Source organism: Tolypothrix campylonemoides VB511288_2, assembly GCF_045999855.1.
In the GTDB taxonomy this organism is placed as follows: domain Bacteria; phylum Cyanobacteriota; class Cyanobacteriia; order Cyanobacteriales; family Nostocaceae; genus Scytonema; species Scytonema bouteillei_A.
In genome coordinates, this window is the sequence record NZ_JBFPMW010000003.1 from 549,888 (window position 1) to 575,119 (window position 25,232).

Annotated in this window: 11 protein-coding genes (1 of these 11 only partly in view); 4 read left to right on the forward strand and 7 right to left on the reverse strand. The window is 42.4% G+C overall.

The features are described from left to right. The 5 genes from AB0756_RS11025 to AB0756_RS11045 all read right to left on the reverse strand — a co-directional run. Positions 1–2,647, reverse strand: the 5' portion of a protein-coding gene (locus tag AB0756_RS11025) for a type I polyketide synthase (RefSeq protein ID WP_038071985.1). Its footprint begins 2,243 nt before the window's first position; 2,647 of the gene's 4,890 nt are visible here — the first part of the coding sequence; its start codon is at positions 2,645–2,647; its stop codon lies off the left edge, out of view. A 17-nt stretch (positions 2,648–2,664) separates the two neighbouring features. Then, positions 2,665–7,512 carry an SDR family NAD(P)-dependent oxidoreductase gene (locus tag AB0756_RS11030; protein ID WP_408103992.1) on the reverse strand — a complete coding sequence of 1,616 codons (4,848 nt, stop codon included), beginning with the start codon at positions 7,510–7,512 and terminating at the stop codon, positions 2,665–2,667. A gap of 45 nt (positions 7,513–7,557) precedes the next feature. Continuing rightward, entirely contained in the window at positions 7,558–7,872 is a 315-nt protein-coding gene (locus AB0756_RS11035) for an acyl carrier protein (RefSeq protein ID WP_038072000.1), read from the reverse strand. Between the two features lie 100 nt (positions 7,873–7,972). Next, entirely contained in the window at positions 7,973–9,781 is a 1,809-nt protein-coding gene (locus AB0756_RS11040; RefSeq protein WP_038071981.1) for a fatty acyl-AMP ligase, read from the reverse strand. A 528-nt stretch (positions 9,782–10,309) separates the two neighbouring features. Continuing rightward, a complete protein-coding gene (locus AB0756_RS11045; protein ID WP_038071979.1) occupies positions 10,310–10,672 on the reverse strand; it encodes an AMP-binding protein in 363 nt (120 codons plus the stop codon). A gap of 1,655 nt (positions 10,673–12,327) precedes the next feature. Here AB0756_RS11045 and AB0756_RS11050 point away from each other — a divergent pair. Then, complete coding sequence (locus tag AB0756_RS11050; RefSeq protein WP_038071999.1) at positions 12,328–15,138, forward strand: TIGR02921 family PEP-CTERM protein; 2,811 nt, start codon at positions 12,328–12,330, stop codon at positions 15,136–15,138. A 112-nt stretch (positions 15,139–15,250) separates the two neighbouring features. On the opposite strand, the gene AB0756_RS11055 is transcribed toward AB0756_RS11050, so the two are convergent. Continuing rightward, a complete protein-coding gene (locus AB0756_RS11055; RefSeq protein WP_038071977.1) occupies positions 15,251–20,722 on the reverse strand; it encodes a trifunctional serine/threonine-protein kinase/ATP-binding protein/sensor histidine kinase in 5,472 nt (1,823 codons plus the stop codon). 273 nt (positions 20,723–20,995) lie between these two features. On the opposite strand from AB0756_RS11055, the gene AB0756_RS11060 reads away from it, so the two are divergent. The 3 genes from AB0756_RS11060 to AB0756_RS11070 all read left to right on the forward strand — a co-directional run bounded on the left by AB0756_RS11060 (position 20,996) and on the right by AB0756_RS11070 (position 23,217). After that, a complete protein-coding gene (locus tag AB0756_RS11060) occupies positions 20,996–22,258 on the forward strand; it encodes an MFS transporter (RefSeq protein ID WP_038071975.1) in 1,263 nt (420 codons plus the stop codon). A gap of 306 nt (positions 22,259–22,564) precedes the next feature. Beyond that, on the forward strand, positions 22,565–22,840 hold the full coding sequence (locus tag AB0756_RS11065; protein ID WP_038071998.1) for a hypothetical protein: 276 nt from the start codon (positions 22,565–22,567) through the stop codon (positions 22,838–22,840). Beyond that, entirely contained in the window at positions 22,837–23,217 is a 381-nt protein-coding gene (locus AB0756_RS11070; protein ID WP_038071973.1) for a clan AA aspartic protease, read from the forward strand. The genes AB0756_RS11065 and AB0756_RS11070 overlap by 4 nt, the downstream gene beginning before the upstream one ends. Before the next feature lie 246 nt (positions 23,218–23,463). Here AB0756_RS11070 and AB0756_RS11075 read toward each other — a convergent pair whose 3' ends face one another. Continuing rightward, positions 23,464–25,215 carry an ABC transporter ATP-binding protein gene (locus tag AB0756_RS11075; RefSeq protein ID WP_038071971.1) on the reverse strand — a complete coding sequence of 584 codons (1,752 nt, stop codon included), beginning with the start codon at positions 25,213–25,215 and terminating at the stop codon, positions 23,464–23,466. Positions 25,216–25,232: the final 17 nt, after the last annotated feature.

Below are 25,232 nucleotides of genomic sequence, written 5' to 3' on the forward strand. Positions count from 1 at the left end.
CCTCTGCTCCGCGCACGTATAGTTCTCCCAAACTCTGGAGTAATACCCGCCAATCTTCTTGTCCCGGACGTAATGAAGGCAGCCAAGCTCCTATCTTATCTGGCAAACAGTTGCGCCCCATCCCCAACAATGTTGGTTTTGGTCCTATCTCCACAAATACCTCATATCCCTCTGCGTGAAGTGCTTTGAGACTTTTGCCAAATTGTACCGGACAGCGCAAATGGAGACACCAGTAATCAGACGATATTTCCTGTGGAGTCAGTCGCTCTCCTGTGAGATTGGAGATAATGGTCAATTGAGGAGCACCATAGGTGACTTGTTCAGCTACTTCACGGAATTCAGCCAGTATCGGTTCCATCAGTGGTGAGTGGAAGGCGTGGGATGTTTGTAGCTTTTTAGTCGATATTCCTGCTGCTTGTAAGTCAGCACAAATTGCTTGAATTGCTTGTGTGTCGCCGGAAATTACCGTGTTGGAATCTCCATTAAAAGCAGCAAATGATACTTTTCTAGTATATATATCAATAAATTTACTTATATAAGCTTCATCAGAAAACACTGCCACCATTTCACCACCTGGAGGTAGAGTCTGCATCAGGCGGCTTCTGTTGGCAATCAGTTTTAAGCCATCCTCCAAACTCAAGACTCCCGCTACAGTGGCGGCAACGTATTCCCCGACACTATGACCCATGACAGCATCAGGGTGAATTCCCCAGGATTGCCACAATTGCACCAACGCATACTCTATGGCAAATAGAGCGGGTTGAGTGTAAGCGGTTTGGTTAATTGGTGAAGTCTGACCTGGTTCCGGGTAAAGAACCGATAGCAAAGGCTTTTCCAGATAGGAACGCAAAATTTCATCGCAGCGATCGATGGCGGCGCGGAAGACGGGCGCAGTTTCGTAGAGTTGGCGTCCCATACCCACATATTGAGACCCCTGACCCGTGAAGAGAAAGGCTATCTTCGGTAAACTGTTGCTTTGTCCCTGAAATACCTCTGCTGTTGTCTGTCCGGCAGAGAAATTCGCTAGCTTTTCACGCAACTGTGCTCCAGAAGAGGCAACTACACTCAACCGATGGGGAAAATGAGTTCGACCTGCATTAGCGGTATAGCAAATGTCTCCTATGTCTGCAGATGGATTGACAGCTAGGTAATTATTATAGCGAAGTGCTAATTGCTTGAGGGCAACTTCAGTCTTTGCCGATAGTGTCAGCAGATGCACCGGGCGTTCTACTTCCGCTCTCACAGTCTCTAGTATCGGTGGCTCTTCCAACACAATATGGGCATTCGTACCGCCCATACCAAAAGAACTGACTCCAGCCAACCGCCGCTTTTCTCCTGAAAACCAAGGTATTGATGAGGTTGGTACCACCACTGGTAGTTCATCCCAGTTGATGTAAGGATTGGGCTGTTTAAAGTGCGGGTGTGGTGGAATTTCGTTGTGTTGGAAAGAAAGCACTACCTTCATTAAACCAGCAACTCCTGCTGCTGGTTCTAGGTGACCGATGTTGGTTTTTACCGAACCAATTATCAGAGGGTTGTCTTGACGACCTTTGCCAAAGATAGCCCCTAAACTTTCCACTTCAATGGGGTCACCCAGTGCCGTTCCCGTGCCGTGAGTTTCTACATAACTCACTTGGGAAGGTTCTACCTTAGCATTCTCCAGAGCCTTAAGAATGAGTTTTTGCTGAGCCAATCCATTGGGAACTGTTAGACCACTGCTAGGACCATCGTGGTTGATTGCTGAACCTCGAATCACAGCTAAGATGTTATCTTTGTTGGCGATCGCATCCGAGAGGCGTTTGAGCACCACCACTCCGCAGCCCTCACCCCGACCAAAGCCATCAGCAGCAGCATCAAAAGTCTTGCATCGACCGTCTGGGGAAAGAGCGCGTGCTTTAGAGAGAAAAATGGTGGTTTCTGGCGATAATATTAACTGCACGCCGCCTGCTAACGCCAAATTGCATTCTCCTGCACGCAGGCTCTGACAAGCCAAATGAACGGCGACTAAGGAAGAAGAGCAAGCGGTATCAATCGCCATGTTGGGACCCTGTAGCCCCAGAACGTAGGACAACCGACCAGAGGCAAAGCAAAAACCATTTCCAGTGCCGGTGTAAGCGTCGATGCGTGTGGGGTCACCCAACTTTATTTGCAATTGGGCGTAGTCATTTTGTCCAATGCCCACAAAAATGCCAGTTTGACTGCTACTTAACTGGTTTGATGGCTGTGCGGCATTTTCCAAAGCTTCCCAGCTCACCTCTAGTAGCAGGCGCTGCTGGGGGTCTAAGCTGACTGCTTCCCGAGGGGAAATCCCAAAGAACAAGGGATCGAACTGGTCTACCTCATTTAAAAAACCCGCAGTCCGAGTGTACATTTTCCCCAGTGCATCGGGGTTTGGATCGTAATAATCGTTAATGTTCCACCTCTGGGCTGGTACCTCAGAGATGGTGTCTGCACCTTCATGCAATAGCTGCCAGAATCTCTCCGGGTCATTCGCTCCCCCAGGAAAGCGACAACTCATGCCGATAATAGCAATTGGCTCTGTTTTTGCATTCTCAATCTCAGTAAGTTTGGATTTTAACTTCTGCACTACAAAAAGCGATTGTTGCAGTGCAGAGAGTTGACTGGTATCTGACGGCAACTGACTCATATCAACAGAAAATCTCCTTATCTATACGCTTCAAATTCTTGAGCTATTAAAGCCATAACCTCCCTTTCTGAAAGTTGTTTAATTTCTTCCAAAGAAGTAGTCAGTTCTTCTTGATTTTGTGGTAAATCCTGACTTGTCTGAGCAGAAATATCTAGAGAAAGAACATCTTGAGATAGGTATTGAGCAAGGGAATTGATGTTGGGATAGTTAAAGGCTAGAGTTGAGGGAAGGAATTGCCCTAAATGGTTTTGCAACTGGTTTTTTAGCTCAACTGCTATCAGAGAATCCATACCCATATCAAAGAAGTTTTGTTTTGGATCGGGCAATTCAGATGGTGGAAGCCCCAGAACCTTGGCGACTTCTCCTTGAATGTGGGTCGTTAATAGGGAGAGGCGTTCGTTTGCCGCCGCCGCCTGTAATTTTTGTAGAATATCGGACTGCAGAGCCGATGACTGAGCAGTTTCTGCCCGGTCTTCTGTGTTAGCAAATTCAACAAGTAACGATGGCAGTTGACCGCTAACCCTTAATTGCTGTCTCAAAACCGACCAATCGATTGGTAATACCCCAATCTGTGAAGTCGCTTGTCCCAGAACTTGTTCTAGAACTTGCAATCCTTGCTCTGGAGCGATGCTCTTTAATCCCATCGCATTGGCAGCCTGGTAACGGTTTACCAAACCAGTTGCCATCCCCACATCAGCCCAAAGTCCCCAGTTGATGCTTAATCCCGGTAGTCCTTGGAATCGGCGATGATGAGCTAGGGCATCCATGAAACTGTTGGCAGCAACGTAATTCCCTTGACCGGGCGAGCCTAGTAATGAAGCTGCTGAAGAAAATAAAACAAAGAAGTCTAACGGCAGACCTTGGGTCAACGCGTGTAGATTCCATGCCCCTTTCACTTTTGGAGCCATCACTTTACTATAACGCTCCCAGGAGTGCTGTAGCAAGATGCCGTCATCTAAAACTCCAGCAGCATGAACAATTCCCCGCAGGGGTGACATTGATGTGTCGATCGCTTCAAGCAACTTCAGTACATCCGCTTCATCAGACACATCTGCTTGAGCAACGAAAACCTTGGCTCCAAGTTGTTCGAGTTGTCGGAGGATTGATTGCGCTTCATCTGAAGCTTTGCTGCGTCCAGTGAGTACCAATTGTCTTGCCCCCTGTGCCACCATCCAACGGGCTACTCTCAATCCCAAAGCCCCCAAACCTCCAGTAATTAGGTAAGTGCTATCTGAGCGGAGTGCCACTTGTTTGGATTCTGACAGTTGTTTGGGCACCAAGCGAGCGACATAGCGATTGCCGTTGCGAAAGGCGATATGGTCTTCCCCACAAGAATTCTCAATTTCTGCTAGCAGTTCTATTGCCTCATCACCAGTAAATTCTGGGGCTAAATCGAGCATTCCGCCCCACAGTTCGGGATGTTCTAGAGCCACGACTTTGCCCAATCCCCATAAAGAAGATTGCGCCACCCCAGGAAGTTCCGAACCGACTGGTACCGCTCCCCGTGTCACCAACCACAATTGGGGTAGGGGGGAAACTGATGCGGGAAAATCCCTATTCTTTTTAGTTTCCAGTTCTTTGATGAGAGCTTGTAGCAAATACAATACGCTACCAACACCAAGGGTCTGAGCTTGTTCTAGAGAGGAGATTGTCAGAGATGAAGCCGATTGTGCCTCTAAACTCCACAGGTGGATAATTCCTTGTAAAGGACGCTCTAGAGTTTCTAAAACTTCTTGGAAAAGACATTTAAAATCTGCTGGGCTAGAAGGGCTAATGCACCAAGTTCCGTCCTTTCTTAAATTACAGGTATTCCCCGGATGAACTAAAATACAGGTGTGACCTTGCGATCGCAAAAGTTTGGCCAGGTTTTGTCCCACACCCTCCAAGTCAGCAAAAATTAGCCAAGTACCGATTTTTTGAATTCCGCTTTTCTCTTGAGCCTTTACCTGAGGCGGCAACTGTTTCCACTCTACTTCGTAAAGCCAATCTTTAACAGATGCTGCTCCTAGCAACTGTCGGTCTTGTTTGACTAACAGTTCTAATAGCTTTGGCAACATTCTTAACTCGTCTTCTGAAAGTTCTCCTGTCTTTTCTAAATTTTGAACTATGTGTTGGGTATCTCCTTGGTTTAGGAGTTGCACGATGGGGCTTTGAATCTTGTCTTGGGATAAGTTGTCTGCTTGGGAACTATCGTTTGCGGCGCTCTCCACCCAATAGCGCTGTCGTTGGAAAGGATAAGTTGGTAATTGCAGACGACGACCGCAGTCCCAGTCAAAACCAGACCAATCTACCTCTGCTCCACGCACGTATAATTCCCCTAAACTCTGGAGTAATACCTGCCAATCTTCTTGCCCCGGACGCAACGAAGGCAACCAAACTCCTACCTTGTCTGGCAAACAGTTACGCCCCATCCCCAACAATGTTGGTTTTGGCCCTATCTCCACAAACACCTCGTATCCTTCCGCGTGAAGTGCTTTGAGACTTTTGGCAAATTGTACTGGGTAGCGCAAATGGCGACACCAGTAATCAGCTGATATCTCCTCCTGAGTGAGTGGCTCTCCTGTAAGATTGGAGATAATGGTTATGTCGGGAACACCATAGGTTATCCGATCGGCAACCTCCCGAAATTGAGCCAGTATCGGTTCCATCAGTGGTGAGTGGAAGGCGTGAGAGGTTTGTAGCTTTTTGGTCGGTATTCCTGCTGCTTCTAGGTCAGCACAAATTTCTTGGACTGCTTGTGATTGACCGGAAATTACCGTGTTTCCCCCTCCATTAAAAGCAGCAAATGAGACTCTTTTGTTATCAATCTCAGTAACAAAACGGATATATTTTTCATCAGCAAACACTGCTACCATTTCACCGCCGGTCGGTAGACTCTGCATCAGGCGGCTTCTGTTAGCAATCAGCTTTAAACCATCTTCCAAACTCAAGACTCCCGCTACAGTGGCGGCAACGTATTCCCCGACACTATGACCCATGACAGCATCAGGGTGAATTCCCCAGGATTGCCACAATTGCACCAACGCATACTCTATGGCAAATAGAGCGGGTTGAGTGTAAGCGGTTTGGTTAATTGGTGAAGTCTGACCTGGTTCCGGGTAAAGAACCGATAGCAAAGGCTTTTCCAGATAGGAACGCAAAATTTCATCGCAGCGATCGATGGCGGCGCGGAAGACGGGCGCAGTTTCGTAGAGTTGGCGTCCCATACCCACATATTGAGACCCCTGACCCGTGAAGAGAAAGGCTACTTTTGGTAAACTACTGCCCTGTCCCTTGAAGACTTGTGCTGATTCTTGTTTAGTGCAGAAGTTTGTTAGTTTTTCTCGCGCTTGTACACAAGAAGAAGCCATCACAGCAAGGCGGTGGTTAAAATGCGATCGCCCCGTATTGGCTGTATAGCAAACATCAAAAAGCGATACTTCAGGATGAGATGCAAAGAAATTTACATACTTTTGGGCCAGTTCCACAAGCGCCTTCTCACTTTTTGCCGAAAGCGTCAAAAGGTGCAGGGGGCATTCTGTGGATTTTGGATTTTGGATTTCAGATTTTGGATTCTTACCAGCATCGCTCAATCTAAAATCGATAGGTGCTTCTTCTAGAATGACGTGACAATTTGTACCCCCAAAGCCAAAGGCGCTGACCCCAGCCAAACGTTTTTCTGTACCAGCAACCCAAGGCTGGCATTCAGTAGGGATAGAAAAAGTTGTTCCTTTGAGGGAAATATAAGGATTTAACTGCACCAAATGTAGATTCGGTAGTATTTCCCCGTGTTGCAGTGAAAGTACCACTTTGATGAGCCCAGCAATTCCAGCCGCTGCTTCTAAATGACCAATATTGGTTTTAACCGAGCCAATCCAACAAGGTTGGTCTGGCTGACGATCCTTCATGAGCACAGCTTTTAAAGATTTAAATTCAATTGGATCTCCTAAAGAAGTGGCACTACCGTGAGCTTCAATGTAGCTAATTTGCGCTGGTGTCACTTCTGCATTTTTCAAAGCTTCACGGATGACCGCTTGTTGGGCAAGTGCATTGGGTGCTGTCAGTCCATTGCTCAGACCATCTTGGTTAATTGCTGAGCCTTTGACGATCGCCCGAATATTGTCTTTATCCCGAATTGCATCTTTTAGGAGTTTCAGAACGACTACACCGCAGCCCTCCCCCCGTACATAACCGTCAGCCTTAGCATCAAAAGTTTTACACCGACCGTCAGATGCCATCATCTGCGCTTGAGAAAAAGTTATGCCCATATCGGGGGACAAAATCAAGTTGACCCCTCCAACCAAGCACATACTGGACTCGCCACTCCGCAAACTTTGACAGGCAAAGTGGACTGCGACCAAGGACGAAGAGCAAGCAGTATCTATTGCGACACTTGGACCTCTTAAATCCAGCACGTAGGATATACGGTTAGCTGAAATGGAGGAAGCAGTACCCGTGCCGCTATATGCATTTATGCAGGAGGAATTTTGATAGAGAAGCCTGTGATAGTCAGCGTTGCAGATGCCAATAAAAACTCCAGTCTTGCTGCCAGCTAACTTTTGTGGTGCAATTCCCGCGTTTTCTAGAGCTTCCCAAGCCACCTCCAACAACAATCTTTGTTGGGGGTCTATTGGCTCTGCCTCACGAGGGGAAATGTTAAAGAAACTGGGTTCAAATCGATCTACCTGCTCCAAAAAGCCACCCCAACGGGTATTCATTTTTTCTGGAGTCGCTGGCTTTGGATCGTACAGGGCATCAACATCCCAACGCTCTTTTGGTACTTCAGTGATGGCATCGACTTTGTTATGCAAGATTTGCCAAAAGACTTCTGGGTTGTCAGCACTGGGAAAACGACAGCCAATACCGATAATTGCTATGGGTTCCATTTCCTTTACATATCATTACTAATGTGTCAGCCAACGAATTACGGCTTACACCTTGACTGCGACTTCCTCAAATAAATGCTGCGCCAGAGCCTTAATAGTTGGGTAATCGTAGAGTAGAGTAGGATCGATCTCGCATCCAAGCCACTTTTCTAAGTCACCAGTCAAACTGACTGCTGTCAAGGAATCCACACCATACTGCTCAAAAGGAATCGTGACATCAATCTGATTTGAGTTAATTTCCAGTTGTTCTGCTAAACGAGATACAAGCCAAGCTTGAATTTTTTTGACAGTTAGTAGCTCCTTTTGTGCATCCTTTTTAGGAGAAATCGTTAGATTCTCTTTGACTTCAACATTTAGCATTTCCATCGCTCGTGTCTCTACAGGTTTAACTAAAACGTTTTTTCACAGGGTGTTTGATAGATGTTTGACTTTTACAAACTTTGATGTGCTAACACAGATCTTATTGCTTGGAAGCTTGCAATTGTTGCAACAGTGATTCAATTTCAGTATGCAAATGCAAGAATTTCGTTTTGCTCTCTGGATTCTCACTCCAATCTTCCAAGACATTCAAACTTCCACGAAGGAACTCAGACCGACAGGTATTGCGCTGTATTTTACCACTGGAAGTTTTAGGGATACTCCCGGTCTTAACCAGTACGGTGGCATAAACCTGTAGACCGTGTTCCGCCGCTACAGCCTGATTAATACTTCCAACTACCTCATTCACATTGAGTTTTCTCAAATAATTACGCTCTACCTCTTGAACAACGACCAATCGCTCTTCACCCTTAACCTCGACTGTAAACACCGCTCCACAACCAGCGCGTAGTGCCGGATGGCTCTTTTCTACGGTCAGTTCAATGTCTTGAGGATAATGGTTTTGCCCTCGGATGATAATCATATCTTTGACACGCCCGGTGACGAATAGTTCGCCATCGTGCAAAAATCCCAAGTCCCCCGTCCGTAAAAAAGGTCCTTCTCCAGTATCTTGCAATTGTGCTCGAAACGTTTCCTCGGTCTGTTCTGGTCGATTCCAATAGCCTTGGGCAACGCTAGAACCAGATACCCAAATTTCACCCACCTCATTAGGTTTGCAGCGGGTCATAGTTTCCGGATGGGCAATAACAACCTTTAGATCCTCCAACGGTTGACCGCAACCAACTATTGTTTGAGTGAAATTGTCTTTTGTGCTGTCAGCTAAAACCACCTGATTTTTCTCTAGTGCTGCTTTTTGGACAGTTTGTAAGACGGGCGGAGCGCTTGCACAACCACCAGAAACAATTAAAGTCGTTTCCGCCATACCATAACATGGGTAAAATGCTTCGTGACGAAAGCCACAAGATGCAAAAGCCTCTGCAAATTTTTTCATTGTCTCGGCGCGGACTGGTTCGGCTCCGTTGAAAGCCACTTGCCAACTACTGAGGTCGAGAGTTGCCTTCTCTTCGGGAGTAATCTTGTGTACGCACAAGTCATAGGCAAAATTAGGTCCGCCACTGGTAGTAGCTTTGTAGTGGGAAATAGCCTGGAGCCAACGCAAAGGGCGTTGGAAAAAAGCCTCTGGAGACATGAGAATGCATGGAATACCCAAGTACAAAGGCTGAAGTAAATTCCCAATAAGACCCATGTCATGAAAAAGAGGCAACCAGCCAACGACAATAGATTGTGAATTCTGTTCAAATCCCTTCTGAATCAGCTGTTCGTTGTGCAGCACATTACCGTGACTGACCATCACTCCTTTTGGAGTTCCTGTAGAGCCAGAAGTGTACTGGAGAAAGGCTAGAGTATTGCTGGACAAAGCTGTTTCTTGCCATGATTCTGCTTGAGAGCGGTCGATGCTATCTGTAGCAAAACACTGCAAGTCGGCTAGTCCTTCATTCTCAGAAAAGCGACTCTTGATGTTACTTAATAAAGCCTCTGTTGTCAGTAACACCTGAGGCTGGGCATCCGCGACAATTGCCTCAAGCCGGGACATTTTTTGATTGCGTCTGGGTGGATAAGCTGGAACCGCCACCACTCCTGCATACAGACATCCGAAAAAGGCAGCAATAAATTCCAGCCCCGATGGATATAGCAGCAAGGCTCGTTGTCCGCTAGCTCCTATGCTCTGCAATTTTGCCGCGATCGCTCGTGACAGTCGGTCTAATTCTTCATAAGTTAGACTAGCTAATTCTGTGTCTGCATCTTTTATAAAGGTATAAGCTCTTTGGCTTTTCTGCTCTAAAGCTCTTTCCCTTAACACGTCTACTATAGTACAAAATTTCTGTAACATTGTTTCACTCTTGTAATTTATTTGACATTAAAAATTTAGTGGAGCCATATGGTAAATGCTCTTATTTAAGTAACAAGCTCTACACTCAATAGCGCTTGCTTAATACCAATTTTCTATGAAGCTGTACAAGATTTTTACCCCTCCTAACCCCTCCGCTCTTCGCGCATATGCCGCAAGCGGTGGAGTTCTTTTTATGCATCTTCATATGGAAACGGTACAAGACTGTAAACTAATGCAAAACTCTTGCTTTGACATTAGATGTAACTAACGTCAAGACACACATTAAACGAGCGGTATTAAGTTTACATTCACTTAATGTATGTCACCTAAAGTAAACATTATCATTGTACTTTAATTTAGAAACTACCTCTTAAAGTAGATAAATATTTACTTCTTAAAGTATAGTCCTTTCTAAGAAATTTGTTTTTAGTCTGGTAAATGAAATTTCAACCTTTTTGTACGAGAAGTAGGTTTTGTGTACTCTAAATTCCATTTTAGAAACCAGTAAAAAAGTGGGTTTTGTAGAGTCTAAATCTCAATTTTTACTAACACCTGAAGCTGGACATCCGCGACAATTGCTTCGGGTCGCGACATTTTTTGATTGCGTCTGGATGGATAAGCTAGAACCGCTACCACTCCTGCATACAGACATTTAAAAAAGGCAGTAATAAATTTTAGCCCCGATGGATATACCAGGAAGGCTCGTTGTCTGCTAGCTCCTATGCTCTGCAGTTTTGCCGCGATCGCTCGTGACAGTCGCTCTAATTCCTCATAAGTCAAACTAGCTAATTCTGTGTCTGCATTTTTTATAAAGCTATAAGCTCTTTGGTCGTTTTGATATAGGGCTCTTTCCCTTAAGACACCTACGATATTATAAAATTGTCGCAACATTTACTTTGTGTTACTCCAGGTTTATGTGTTATCAGTTTTTTATTGCGTAAAGTTATCTCAACCAAATAGTTCAACGATATTATTCTTTTGCTGTGCGCTATTAACTAAAATTTAGGGCTGTTGATATGGTAGTTGTGCCAAGCTAGTTAATAAGCTCTTACACTTACCTCAATCACAATCCCCTGTATTTTACAATATCATTTTCTCTTGATTTTGCAACTATAAAACATACTATTTTTTCCTATTCTTTTTAAAATTTTTCTTAATTGACTTTCTTAATTCACTTTAAATTAAATTTTCAATCAATAGTATGAAAAGTAGGTTTTGTATCTTCAGAATACTCTTGCAATCGAGATTTATTTGGAAAAAACTCGTAATGCATAGTTGTAAGAGTAATTTTGAAAAATTTTAACCCAGATAAGGGAACTCATAAAAGCTTTTCTCATTTCTTTCTACTTATCTTACTTATCTTACTTTTTGAGTTAATACCTACTATTAATATGTAGGGCTTGCAAGATTATTTATTAATGGATTGCTGTGCGTGCGAACGCTATGAGAAAAGGTAGAACTAAGAAAATTTTTAGTTCCACCTCAGTAAAGTTTTTATTCCTTTTATTGTCAAAGCTGCCTTGACAGAGCAAACATCTTTGACACTCTAAAATACCGATGATAGAAGGATCTGTACCTTAATTTTTAAGTTATTACTCTCTTCACGCGAAAAGATTACCCAAACAGGATGATAGGAAATGCCTACCCTACAAGGCTCGGTAATTTTAAAGCGGAAAAGGAGTCAATAAAATTATCTTATCTGAAGTTGGTTAAGTAAATGCCAAATAAAAAAACATGGCATATTTAATACTCTCCGATTTTTCTTAAAATTTATCCAATTCTTCACACTAAGTATGAACTGTTGGATTCAGTTGAGAACCTTGGTCGTTCCAGTAAATATGGATACCAATCACAATTGCATATATGTATTGCATATACGCCATTCACAGACACACTAGCAAACCACATTTACTAGCGATCCGAACAATTTTTTCAATTGACATACCCTCTAGCTTTAGACCAGCTTATATGTATAAATGAACATCAAGTAACAGTTAACTTTTAATTTTAACCGGATACTTGCTTTTCATCTTTATAGTCGAATAGATAATCAAACAGATCTGCATGAGCTTTTGTCAAAACTCATGGCTGTTTTGGGAACACTCTATTCTTATTATTGTTAATTTTTATAATTCCTTACTATACCTTTAGCAGTAAGTTTTTGCATATTTTTTTTACGTCTATAGATAGATGAACTATTAATTTATCTATCCTGAAAAATATATAACAGGATGACAAGCAAGCTAAAAATCTGACTCCGTAAGCTTTTGAAGACGATGAGCTAAAAAAAGATGGAAGAAGTTGAACAACAAAGTGTGAAGAAGGCAGATGTCAAAAGGTATGCAATATGGTAGAAGCTTCAACCCATTACGTGGCTTCCGCTCAACTAGCAATCAACAAAGAAGATCGTTAAAACAAGCAAAAGCATAAAGCGATCGCTCAAGGATTGCTAAGTACGAGTACTGATGACTTTGTTCGGAATTCCACATAACACTTGTGTAGAAGTCTAGCAGTGGTTGTCTGTAGCGCTTGAAGGGAGGGTAGCTGTGAGGTGGTTTTGGAACGGGCTAATTCAAACTATATTCTGGGTTTGGAACGTCACTTTTTTGTTAACTGTCTGTATGGGGATACTACCTGTTGTTGGTGTACCGTTAGTACTGGCTACGGTAGCAGGTGAAATCCCTAGTGAGTTCTTTTTAACATTGGTTGGTTTAGTTGCAGTACCAACTGTGTGTACTTTCCTAGGAGCCTTCCACTTTCGACGACAGCCCATAAAACTCCTTCGCTTATTTTATGGAGTTGAAGCGCCACTGTTTCTGCTGTGTCTGTTGCGGTTATTTCTCATTCGGGAACTGACTCCCGCTAGTACTCAAATTTTAGCCACAATAGGAATCTGTATCGTAGCATTCTTTCTAGAAATGCTGTTTGGCTATGCGTCAACCCGCAAAAGTGGATTGCAGTGGCTGCAAATGTTAGCACACAGCTTGATGTTGTTATTTGGTATCTACGCAAGTGCAGTGCTGCTGTTTTATGCCTTACCTTTAGGAGCATTTTTAGTACAGGAATTTTTCAAATTCGATTGGGCGCGTGGTCTTTGGCAGATTTTAGTTTCTGGATGGTGGGTACAAGGGGTATGGTATTTCCTGTTATTTTTAATTCTCTGGATACTCAGTACAGCGTTATTTGTTGTTATGCCTTTGGCACTAGCGGCACTCTATATTAACTCCGGACGAAGAATTTTACAGGCATTTGCTTCACAGAAGGGAAAAAAATCTACTTTCACTGGCGCTAGTGCCGTTGCGATCGCTTGGATGACGGCATTCATCATTTTACAACAACAGCCGCAAGTCCAAGCCTTTTCGCTTTTAGCTCATCCAGCATCAAATGACAGTACCCGCCAAGCACTTTTGGCAAAGTCAAATACCATCCGTGAGGGTTTGGTGAACGCTTACCTATCCTCTTATCGCTACCTCAGTACTAAAGAAGAAAACAATCATATTAGCGAGATGTATCGCAGTGTCTTTGGATTGAGCCAAACTGTTGCCAATACAGTACAAGAAAGTTATAACTCCTTCATGTCGCCATTTCTGTACAATGGGTCTGACAAAGACGCCGAGAAAGCCGAAAAACTTTATGCCGAGTTTTTTGATACACCACTTCAAAAAGCAGAACGACAATTAGTCAGTCACGCAGTGCAATCCACGTTTAACCGACAAGAAGTCAAAGCAGGGCTACTCAATATTAATGAGAAAAAAGTGTGGCTGCGATCGCAACAAATCAAAGTCACAGAACATGGTGATTGGGCGGATTTAGAACTTTATGAAGTCTACAAAAACCAGACACCTGAAGTTCAAGAAATTTTCTACTCCTTTTCCTTACCAGAAAGCGCCGTCATTACAGGATTGTGGTTGGGCGATACAGGTGATTTGCAAAAACGTTTCCCCTTTGTTATCGCGCCTCGCGGTGCTGCTCAGAAAGTTTACAATTCACAAGTAAGACGAGAACGCCCAGTAGACCCGGCGTTACTCGAACAAGTCGGACCGCGTCAATATCGCTTGCGAGCATTTCCCATTCCTCCACAAGCACCAGTCTTGCAAAGCGTACCCCAACAAAGACCAACTGAAATGCATTTATGGCTCACTTATAAAGTGATGCGACAAGAAAGCGGTTGGGCTTTACCCGTTCTAGGGGAAAAACGCAACATCTTTTGGACTCATGAAACCAAGCGCATCCGTAACGGTAAAGAGGTAGCACTCAAAGACGAGCCTTGGTTAGAACCATTTTTGCCAGCAACTGGAAAATTTCTGCCAACGTTGCATCAAGTTAACTTTCCTGAAGGTCACAGCATTTTAGTCAAGCCGCTCTTAAACAAGGATTATTCCTTACCTCAAGCAAAACGATTTGCCTTAGTTCTAGATAGTTCTTTCAGTATGAATTCCCACGTGAAAGAACTGTCACAAGTTTTCACGTGGCTGCAAAAACATGGCTTTGCAGATAAAGACTTGGCAAATAATGACGCTGACTTATACATCACTGCTTCTAAAGGTGCTGTTCCTAAACGATTAGATGACATCGGGCAATTTTTAGCTGAAAAAATGACTTTTTATGGCACAATTCAACCACAAGAAATGCTACAGCAGTTTAACCAGTTGCGTGGTGATACAGCTTATGATGGTGTTTTACTATTAACTGATGAGGGCAGTTATGAGTTGTCAAAAGATAAAGTTGCCAAGCAAAACCCTGGGAGTGAAATCAAAGCAACACTTGCACCTTTATGGATGATACATTTAGGTTCACTACCCGCAGCTTATGATGATGCTACGTTAAAGGCAATACAGGATAGTGGTGGTGGAGTATCTCAGCAAGTTTCAGAAGTTTTGCAAAGAGTTGCAACGAAAGCAGTGTTGGGAGCTTCTACTGTTAGTGTAGTCGATGGTTATGCTTGGTATAAAAATGAATCAGACACCAAAGAGAGCAAGATTACATCTCAAAAAGAAGATAATTTCCAGCAACTGGCAGTGCGACAATTAATCTTGGGGCTGAGCAAGGAAATTAATTTAGAGCAGTTGGAGACTTTGGATGCAATTCACGCCATAGCTAAAAAGTACGAGTTAGTCACTCCCTATTCCTCAATGCTCGTACTGGTTAACGACGAACAAAGAAGATTATTGAAACAAGCAGAAGCAGAAAGCGATCGCTTCAACCGCAAAATTGAAAATGGTAAAGAAGATTTGAGCAAACCCAATAATCCGTTTAAAGTCAGTACCAACGAATCTTCTAGCGGATTGATGATAGGGATTGTTGCGATCGCTTTACTACTTTTGTCTAAGCGCTCTAAGCGAGCGATCGGTAACTAGAACGCCAGCCCAGCAGTCAAAAGGGGAGCAAAAAATATTTCGTTAATGTAGAAACGCGTGCTGGCGCGTCTCTACGAAAAAATTGAGTTTTTGAGATTAATGTACCGTCTCTCTAGAGAATGTTGTTATTGGTTTCCTGCGAAATTGGAATACAGATAGTAAATTCTGTACCCTGACCTAGTTCAGACTTGCAAAAGAGTAAACCACGGTGTTTTTCAGTGACAATTTGATAGCTAATCGACAAGCCCATACCAGTGCCTTTACCTACAGGTTTTGTAGTGAAGAAAGGATCGAATAGGCGTTGTCTAACAGCCTCTGACATCCCGATACCGTTGTCCGAAATGCGGATTTCCACTTGATGAGCATTAACTTGTTGAGTATGAATAGTAATTGTTGGAGTGGTTATTTTTTCTGAATTATTCACTAATGAATCTTCCAACGCATCAATAGCATTACTCAAAACATTCATAAATACCTGATTTAATTCTCCTGCATAGCATTCCACTAGGGGCAGGTTGCCATAATCTTTGATAATCTCAATAGCTGGATGCTCTGATTTCGCTTTCAAACGATGTTGCAGGATCATCAAAGTACTGTCAATGCCGTCATGAATATTCACTGCTTTTCTTTCAGATTCATCCATGCGCGAGAAGGTTCGTAGAGAAGCGACAATTTTACGAATTCGATCTGCGCCTATTCGCATGGAAGATAGTAGTTTGGGCAAATCTTCCATCAGAAATTCCAAATCAATTGCTTCTGATTCTTCCTGAATTTCTGGATGAGGAGATGGGTAATGTGTTTGATAGAGCGCCAGTAGTCCTAGTAACTCTCGGGTGTATTCGTTAGCATGGTTGAGGTTGCCATATATAAAATTGACTGGATTGTTAATTTCATGAGCAACGCCAGCAACTAATTGTCCTAAGCTAGACATTTTCTCTGTTTGCACGAGTTGAGCCTGTGCTTTTTGGAGTTTGTCGAGATATTGTTGAAGTTGAGAAGCTTTTTCTCGCTCTCGCATTTCGGATGCTTGCAAAGCTGCGTTTTTAACTTCGAGTTCTTGTAAGTAAGTTTGCAAATTGGTATAGAGACGAGCGTTATCAATTGCGATTGAAATTTGTGCAGTTAATAAACTCAGTACCTTCACCCGTTCTGGAGTAAAAGCACCAGAAATCAGGTTATTTTCCAAGTAAACAATACCAGTAAACTTGCCAGAATGAATGAGTGGCAAACATAAAATCGATTTAGATTGATGTGTGATGATATAAGCATCATTTGCAAAACGCAAGTCTTTGACAGCCTCATCTAAAACTAGGTTTTCTTTAGTTCTCTCAACATAGTTGAATAAAGCAATTGGTAGTAAAGGTGAATCTGTTTCTAACTGTGAGCTAATGACAACACTAACGTCCTTACTTTCAACCATTCCTATTGCTTCTAGCATCCACTGATTTTCATGCTTAGCAATAAAGTAACCTCGGACAGCACCAGCATTTTCGATGACATTTTTCAGCAATTTTTCTAGCAAGCGAGTTAGCATCATTTCTTCTGACAGCACTTGTGAAGCTTTCATCACTGTCATAAAGTCAAGCAGATGAGAGTCTCCGGTAGTTGTGGAACTCGTTTGAGCCAGTTCTAAATGTTTTGTTGCTGAGTTTTGTATGTTTTGCGATCGCGTAATTAGATACGGATATTTCGCTTCTAAATCTTTGACTTTAGCAACAGCACCCCAACGCATATAGCAGTAGTAAGCATCTGTCATGTATGTTTTGGCAATACTTTGTTTATCCCATGAAAGATAGAATTTAGCTGCTAGTTCGCAGGCTAATGCTTCTTCGTTGATGTACTCGTTTTCTCGAGCAAGTGCGATCGCTTTATCGTACATCTCAATTGCTGCTAATTTTTCATCTAAAACCCGATATCGTTCTGCTTCTACTAAATAGAATTTATGTAAATGATTCATTGGGGCATGATGCGCCCACTTTTGTATTTTTTCTTGATTTGCCTGGACGCGAGCGATAATGTCCTGTTGCTCCGATTTTGGAATATTAGCATACACTGCTAACCGCACCAGAGAATCATAGAAATAGAAGAGTGCAAAAATTATTTGTCCAGCCGCTGCACCCAAAGAATTTTCGATATGAGTAATATGTCCCAGCGCTTGAGAGTAATTTTCAAACCAATAACAAAGCTGAAGTTTATGAAAATATAAAAATTGAATAGCTACTTGGTCATTGGTTTGCTGATGAATGGGTAACATTTTCTGCTCATCGTAGGCTTCACCGCTCATCACGCAAGGATTTTCAGACTTTCCCATGATGTTTAAAACTGCTTGCCAATGGATTTCGTGATAATTAAGTGCAGTTTCTTGCTTGATTTTATCAATAGCATTCCAGTAACTTGCCATGTCTCGTTCAACAACAGTAAGTTGCTTGCCAACCAAATATGATTGGAAGCAGTACTGAAATGCAGCATAGGCAGCCCATTCTAAATCTCCCGTTTCTACTCCGTTAGAGTAAACTGATTGAAAAGTTGTTAAAGTATTGCTGATATGTTCTTGCCAATGGCGAATGAATAGATTTACCGTTTGGTAAGTTCTTGTGTAAACTGCTTTAGCATTCAATTTTGAGCATAAATCCAAAGCTAATTGACCAAACTGATACCCACGCTCAATATCTCCCACAACCCCACACAGCAGAAAGCCATAAAGGGAGTATGCATAGGGAGATACAGAAGCATTACCATATTGAACCAATAGATTAACTTGTTTGCAGACCACTAGAGGAACCAACTCTGGAGTACCCAAGTAAGCCGCACTAAATAGACGTGTTAACATCCTCAAAGCTGCAAGTTTCTTGGGCTCGGTCATTTGAGGTAGGTTAATTAAGTCAGAAGGTTCCTTTCCACTTAAAAGTAATGCAGTTTCCTCTAGCCCCTCCCCAATATCGGAAGGTTCCACCTTTTCGGGAAACTCTATCCCCAACATATTTAAAACTTGTAGCCCCGTATTAATTGCTTGTTGAATTTTATTTTGCCCAATATAAGCTTGAATCTGGACTTCACATACTTTCACTGTGTCTAACAGGTTTTTAGCTTGTTGTTGCACCGTCGTAGCAAATTTCTGCATTTCGTCAAAATTACCGCTTAAAAATGCCACTTCTGCTGCTTCTTGATACAATGCTAATGTCAGTTGATAGTGACTTTCCCAACTATCAGATGCTAATAGTCTTATACCTGCTTGCAAATATTTAATGGCAGAATCATGTGCCGTAGCTGCTTTTGCTCTTTCTCCTGCCATCAAATTCAGTTCTGCAATTTCATGTTTTTCTTTTTCATTTGTTAGTAAATCATTTCCGTAATTAAGTTGATTTACGAGAGCAAAAATATTTTCTTGTCGTGCTTCTAGTGAAGTGTTATTTAATAATAATTGACCGATTTTTAGGTGTGTTACTTTTTTCTCTGCATCAGGAATCAAAGAATATGCAGCTTGCTGTACTCGGTCATGTAAGAACTTGTAATCAACTTTGACATCCGTTAAGCTAATCTTGCCTGATTCTTCTTGACCAAACACTAGAGGAATTTTATAGTCTTGAGTTAATGGTAAAATTAATCCAGCTTGCAGAGCAGACCACAGTTGCGCCGCAGTAGTTAGCGGTGATGATTCGTTAACAATTGCCAAGACATCTAGGTTAAATGTGCTGCCAATACAAGCAGCAAGTTTTAATACTTTTTGCGTTTCTATTGAAAGTTTGCGAATGTTTCTGGCTGTCAGTTCAACCACATTCAGGTCAGTAATCCCAATTGCTTGAATGTGTTGGATATTCCACTGCCACAAACCTGAATGGAAGTTGTACGTTAACAAGTCTTCTTGATGTAGAGTTTTCAGCAGTTGTGTTAAGAAAAACGGGTTTCCTCCAGTTTTGTGAAATAGCAATCCTGCTAGTGACTGAGTATGTTCTGTGTTATTCAAAGTGTCGCTAATTAACGCTTCTACATCGGTTAACTGTAACGGTGATAAGACAATGTTATTCACCACAGCACCCGCTGTTTGAATCTTGTTCAAACTCATTATCAGTGGATGGGTGGGCGAAACTTCGTTATCGCGGTATGCTCCAGTTAATAATAAGTATTGGCGATCGCGATCGGTCATCAATAGCTCAATTAAATTCAATGATGCTGAATCTGCCCACTGCAAATCATCAAGAAAGACAACCAAAGGATGGTCTTGGCTGGTGAATACGCCGATAAATTGCCTAAAGACACGATTGAACCTATTTTGCGATTCTGCCGCATCCAACTGTGCTACAGGCGGCTGAGTCCCAATAATTAGTTCGACTTCGGGAATTACATCGATAATTATTTGTCCGTTTTCTCCCAAAGCAGTTAATAGTTTCTCTTTCCATGCTTGGATTTGGACTTCACTTTCGGTAAGTAATTGCCCGATCAAAGATCGAAATGCTTGAATTAAGGATGCATAGGGAATATTGCGCTTGAACTGGTCAAACTTGCCTGCAATAAAATAACCTCGTGCGCCCACAATCGGTTTATGAACTTCATTGATAACGCTAGTTTTACCAATCCCTGAATAACCAGAAACAAGCATCATTTCGCTTCTACCGTCTGCCACTCGCTCAAATGCAGCCATCAAGGTGGCAACTTCTGCTTCACGTCCGTATAACTTTTGTGGAATCAAAAATTGCCCCGATTTATCCCGCCTTCCCAATACAAAATTTGTAATCTTGCCAACCGTTTGTAGTTGAAACAAGCATTCCTCTAAATCGGCTTTCAGTCCCCAAGCGCTTTGATACCGCTCCTCTGCTGTTTTCGCTAACAACTTTAAAATAATTGCCGTAATTGCCTCAGGGACATTTTCCAGAACGCGGCACACTGTTGCTTTACAAGGTACAGCGGGCATTTTGGCAATGTGGCAGTGTACCAATTCCATTGGGTCGGTAGTCTGAAATGGTAAAGTACCTGTCAGCATTTCATACAACGTCACCCCCAATGAGTAAAAGTCAGTGCGATAGTCAATAGCTCGATTCATTCTGCCTGTTTGCTCGGGCGACATATAGGCCAATGTACCTTCCAGGCAATTTGGATTGCTCAAGGTAGGATTTTCTTTATCGAGGCGCGAGGAAATACTGAAATCAATTAGTTTGACTTCCCCAGATTCAGGATTGATGAGAATATTGTGTGGCTTAATATCTTTGTGAATAATTTGTTGACCGTGCAGTTCTCCTAAGGTGTGTGCGAGATTAATTGCCACTTTCAGGAAAGTAATCAAGTTAGTTGTTTGATTGGCAATGACTTCTTTGAGCAAACTACCAGGAACGTTTTCCATCACCAAAGCTAGGCTATGCTGATAATTCTTTAATTCGTAGGGTTTAACAATGCCGGGAATTTGCAGCAGCTCGAGAATTTGATATTCGTGGCGCAGTCGTGCAATGTCTTCTAAAGATGGATGTTCATCAACAAGAGTTTTGACAATAACGGATGCGTTATCGGTATCTCGCCGTCCGCGATAAATAACGGTTTTACTGCCGAAGTGAACGGTTTCCAGAAGTTGATAACCAGATAATGTTGTTGTCATTTTTATCTTGCAAGTTAATACGCACTCTTAATGTGCCCGTGCAAGTTTAGTTTTGTAATCTTTAAAACAAAAATATATGTTTTTTAATAAATTGTTACCTAAATTTTCGCAATATGTGGAAAAGAAGGAATAGTTCGTGGAAAATTTACGCAAACCAAATATGTAATTAAGAAAAATCAACGAGTAACTCCAGCTATTAAAGTTCTCCAGAAACCCATCCCACAAGATGAGATAATTGATTTTTTGCAGTTCCCTTAAGCAAGAGAGGTTGCTATGCCAACAGCCACAGCATCCGTTGGGAAAATACGGTGGCGCATTTCAATAGTTCTCGCTGTCACAGTATTCGTCAACTACTTAGATCGCAACAATCTCTCGCTAGCACTACCACAAATTGCTCGCGATTTTGGTTGGAGCGATCGCGAAATTGGTTCAAATGGTGAATGGCTGTTGGGGGCATTCTTTTTATCATATGGATTGTCAAATATGCTCCTCAGCCCACTAGCCGAACGGTTTAGTCCCAAACGCAGCACAATTGCAGCCATAGCAGCATTTTCTTTATTCACAATTTTGTGTGCGCCGTTGGGACAGTCCCTCACTGCACTGATCGTTCTGCGCTTGCTGTTGGGGTTTGGCGAGGGAGTTCATATCCCAATGCTGAGTGCAATTACCAGCCATTGGTTTCCAGACACGGAGAGATCGCGAGCAAATGCGATTTGGGGTCTTGGAATTATCCTTGCTACCGCATCTGCTCCCCTACTTATCGTTCCGTCAATTTACTCTATTGGTTGGCGTCCTACCTTTGCGTTATTAGGTGCAGTCGGGATGCTAGTGTCAATTCCACTCGTTTGGTTTTTTGTGCAGGATGAACCGCATCAAAACCATAGCGTAAACGATATGGAGTTAGTATATATTCGCACCGGACAGGGAAGTGCTGAGAATGCAGGAATGAGAAGACAAAGAGGAAGTTATTTGCGCGATCGCCGATTTTGGTTGGTTGTTTTGGGCGGTACCCTCAATGCCTTCTGTGCCTTTGGTACACTCAACTGGTTGCCAACTTACTTTAACCGTGCCAAAGGTATTGACTTCGAGCAATTGGGATGGCCACTAACATTCATTTTTGCAGCTGGAATCGCAGGTATTGTTGTCATGGCATACTTGGGAGATAAACTTCAGCGCCGAATACTGCTTGCAAGCATTGGTTTTTTTGTTGCTGGTATTATGGTTTACATTGCATCAAGTGTTAATGCGTTAGGTTTCTTAGTGCTGTTCTTTGCGATCGCAGTCTTCTTCCAAAGTGCATATGGTGCTCAAGAATACGCAATTGTTCAATGCCTGTTACCTCCCAACCGAGTGGGTGCTGGTACGGGACTGTACAATGGTCTTTCCGTTCTCTTTGGAGGTGTTGGCGGTTCCCTTATTCCTGGTTCAATTGTGGCGGCAACTGGTAGTTTTAACGCTGCAATTTTAAGTATTGTTGTCGGTGCTTTGCTAGCAGCCACTGTAATGTTTCTGTTGGCACGGATGATTCAGTACTGATTGCCGAATCAACACTTTCGGTAAAGACTAGTACATGAAGGCAGAAGGCACAAAAGCTTTTATTTTAAGCTTTTTGTCTGTTACTAAGGGTTACCTTATTTACGCCGTGTTGTACTAGAGCATTTCTTATGATACTGGTAGATAAATTTATCTGCATCCATCCGCGTTCACCAACTACTGTTTCGTACTGTTGGGGAAAGTTCATAATTTCTGGATGAATTTGTGCCTGAATTTACAAAAATCCCTACTTGAGCGCACGCATCTATAATGAGACTATGGAAAATGATAGGTAAAATAGGTGTAATTATGCAGGCTATTTTTTGGACTGTAGAGGAAGTTGCCCAAAGAGCCAAACAGTTTTATGAAGATGGGATTCGGCAACAGGTCGAGCATCGCGATAATATTGGCAAAATGATTGTTATTGATGCTGAAACTGGCGAATATGGAATTGATAAAACTGGTGTAGAATCAGTATTAAGCTTAAAGCAGAAGAATCCAAACGCCAGATTATTTACTATGCGAATCGGTTATGATGTTGCATTTAGTTTTGGCAATGCTCCTATGAAACGTACAGTTGAATGATTTACGGAAGATTGATTGACCACAAGGCAATAGTTCCAGTGATTTTCCGTTTCCCACAACAACCGGATTTTTCTGTGGATTTTGCCATTGATACTGGATTCAACGGCTATCTTACCTTACCACCACAAGCAGTTAGTGCAATGAATCTTCCTCTATATTCCAGTACACCTATAAGGTTAGCTGACGGTAGCGAAGCTTTATCAGCTATACATTTATTGACTATTGTTTGGGATGACGTAGAAAAAGTAGTCCTAATTTTAGCTTCTGGTTATAAACCTTTACTGGGAACTGCGATGATGGAAGGATATCATCTAGAGATAGATTTTGAAGACAATGGTGTGGTTTCGTTAGAAAAAATACAATCTCCAATGTCATAAGATTCTTATTTAGATAAATATCATAGCGATTGTCCTCTCAAAATCAAGTTAAAGAAATCAATGCGAATATTTTGAGTTCGTACTTTGATAGTACGCCTTGACAGAAACTGAATTTCCTATTTCTCTAGAAATAAAACTAGCAGAATTGCACGTTAATGTTTTGGAAAGGAGAAACCAGATTTCCAATTCCCTCCCCTTTCCAAGGGGAGGGTTAGGGTGGGGTAAAAAAGACTAAAACCTCTGCCTCTAATGCAGCAATTCCTCAACCTGATGCTGGCTCCATAATTGTCTGTAAAGACCGGGTTGCTGCAAAAGTTGCACTTGCGTTCCTGTCTGAACAATCTTACCTTTATCCATAACAAAAATTCGGTCAGCCGCCGCCGCCGCAGACAACTGATGGGTGATAAAAACGACTGTTTTCTTTTGCGTGCCGCTAGAAAGATTATTTAAAATTTTTGTAGCGGTTTGGTTATCAACACTAGAAAGGGCATCATCTAACACTAAGATAGGAGCATCAACTAGTAAGGCTCTAGACAAAGCAGTCCTTTGACGCTGTCCCCCAGATAAAGTTATGCCGCGTTCGCCAACTATTGTTTCATACTGTTGGGGAAAGTTCATAATTTCTGGATGAATTTGTGCGAGTTTGGCTGCTGCTTCTACCTCGACTTGTTCGATAATTGGATCTCCATAACGAACGTTGTTCTTAATAGTGGTACTGAAAAGAAAACTATCTTGGGGAACAAAAGCAATAGCGCTTCTTAAATCGCTCAAGGCTATTTTAGTAATATCTACACCATCTAAAAATAGTTGCCCCGGTTCAATATCTAACAGTCTTGGCAAAGCATTTGCTAAAGTGGATTTGCCCGAACCAATAGCACCCACAATTGCTACCAATTCACCAGGGGATATGTTAAAGTTAACGTCATTTAGTGCGGGTGTGGAGTAACCAGGATAGGTAAAACTTAAATTTTTAGCTGTTAGTTGTCCCTGAACTTTCTCTTTTGGCAAACGAATAGCGTCTGAGGTGTCTTTAATTTTGGGTTGAACGGTGAAAATTGTTTCAATGCGATCGATACTGACTTCCCCCCTCTGGTATGTCGTGATGGTAAAGCCTAACAATGCGGTGGGAAAAACGAGACGTTCAACATAGAGTAACAGCGCAACAAAATCACCAACAGCAAGAGTTCCGGCTGCTATCCGGTTTGCTCCCAGCCAAATAATAATTAAAGAACTAATAGTCGCCAGACCGCCAATGAGTGGAAACAATGTATTCCTGCTTTTTGCGAGGCTTAGGTTAGCTTGCAATAACTCTTCGTTTCTCTCGGCAAAAGCTCGGCGTTCATTTTCTTCTTGAGCGTAGATTTTTATCAGCGCAATTCCGCTGATATCCTCTTGGATCAGTTCGCTCATATTAGAAAGTTTCTCTTGTACGGCAAGTTGCTCGTTCCGAAGGCGATTGCTAAACAAATGAACCAACAAAAACATCAAGGGATATATTGCCAATGATGCTAATGTCAGATCCACACTAATTGCTATCATCACTGGTAAAGTGAGCGTGTAAGCAAATAGGGTATTTGCCAAACTGAGAACCGCAAAACCCAATAACCGACGAATGTTATCTAGATCGCTTGTTGCCCGACTAATCAGATCCCCTGCAGTATGACTGGCAAAATATGATGGTTCTAATTTCAGTAAGTGCTCAAAAATCTTTTGTTTCAGGTCAAATTCAACCTGACGTCCCACACCAAATATCCATATGCGAGAAGCCATACGGATCAGCCACATGGCTGAAGTAAACAATACTATTCTTATAACAAAATATGATATTTGGCTCGCACTAAAGTCTGTAGAGAGCTTCTCTATGGTGTCACGGATCAATAAAGGGATGTAAACGCCCAACCCGTTGACGATCAATAAAGAGATAATCCCTAAAGTTGCATCCCGCCAATGAGGACGCAGGTATGCACCAAGTTTAGCAAGCCGTCGTGATTTTGCCATTCAAGCCCAGAAAGCAA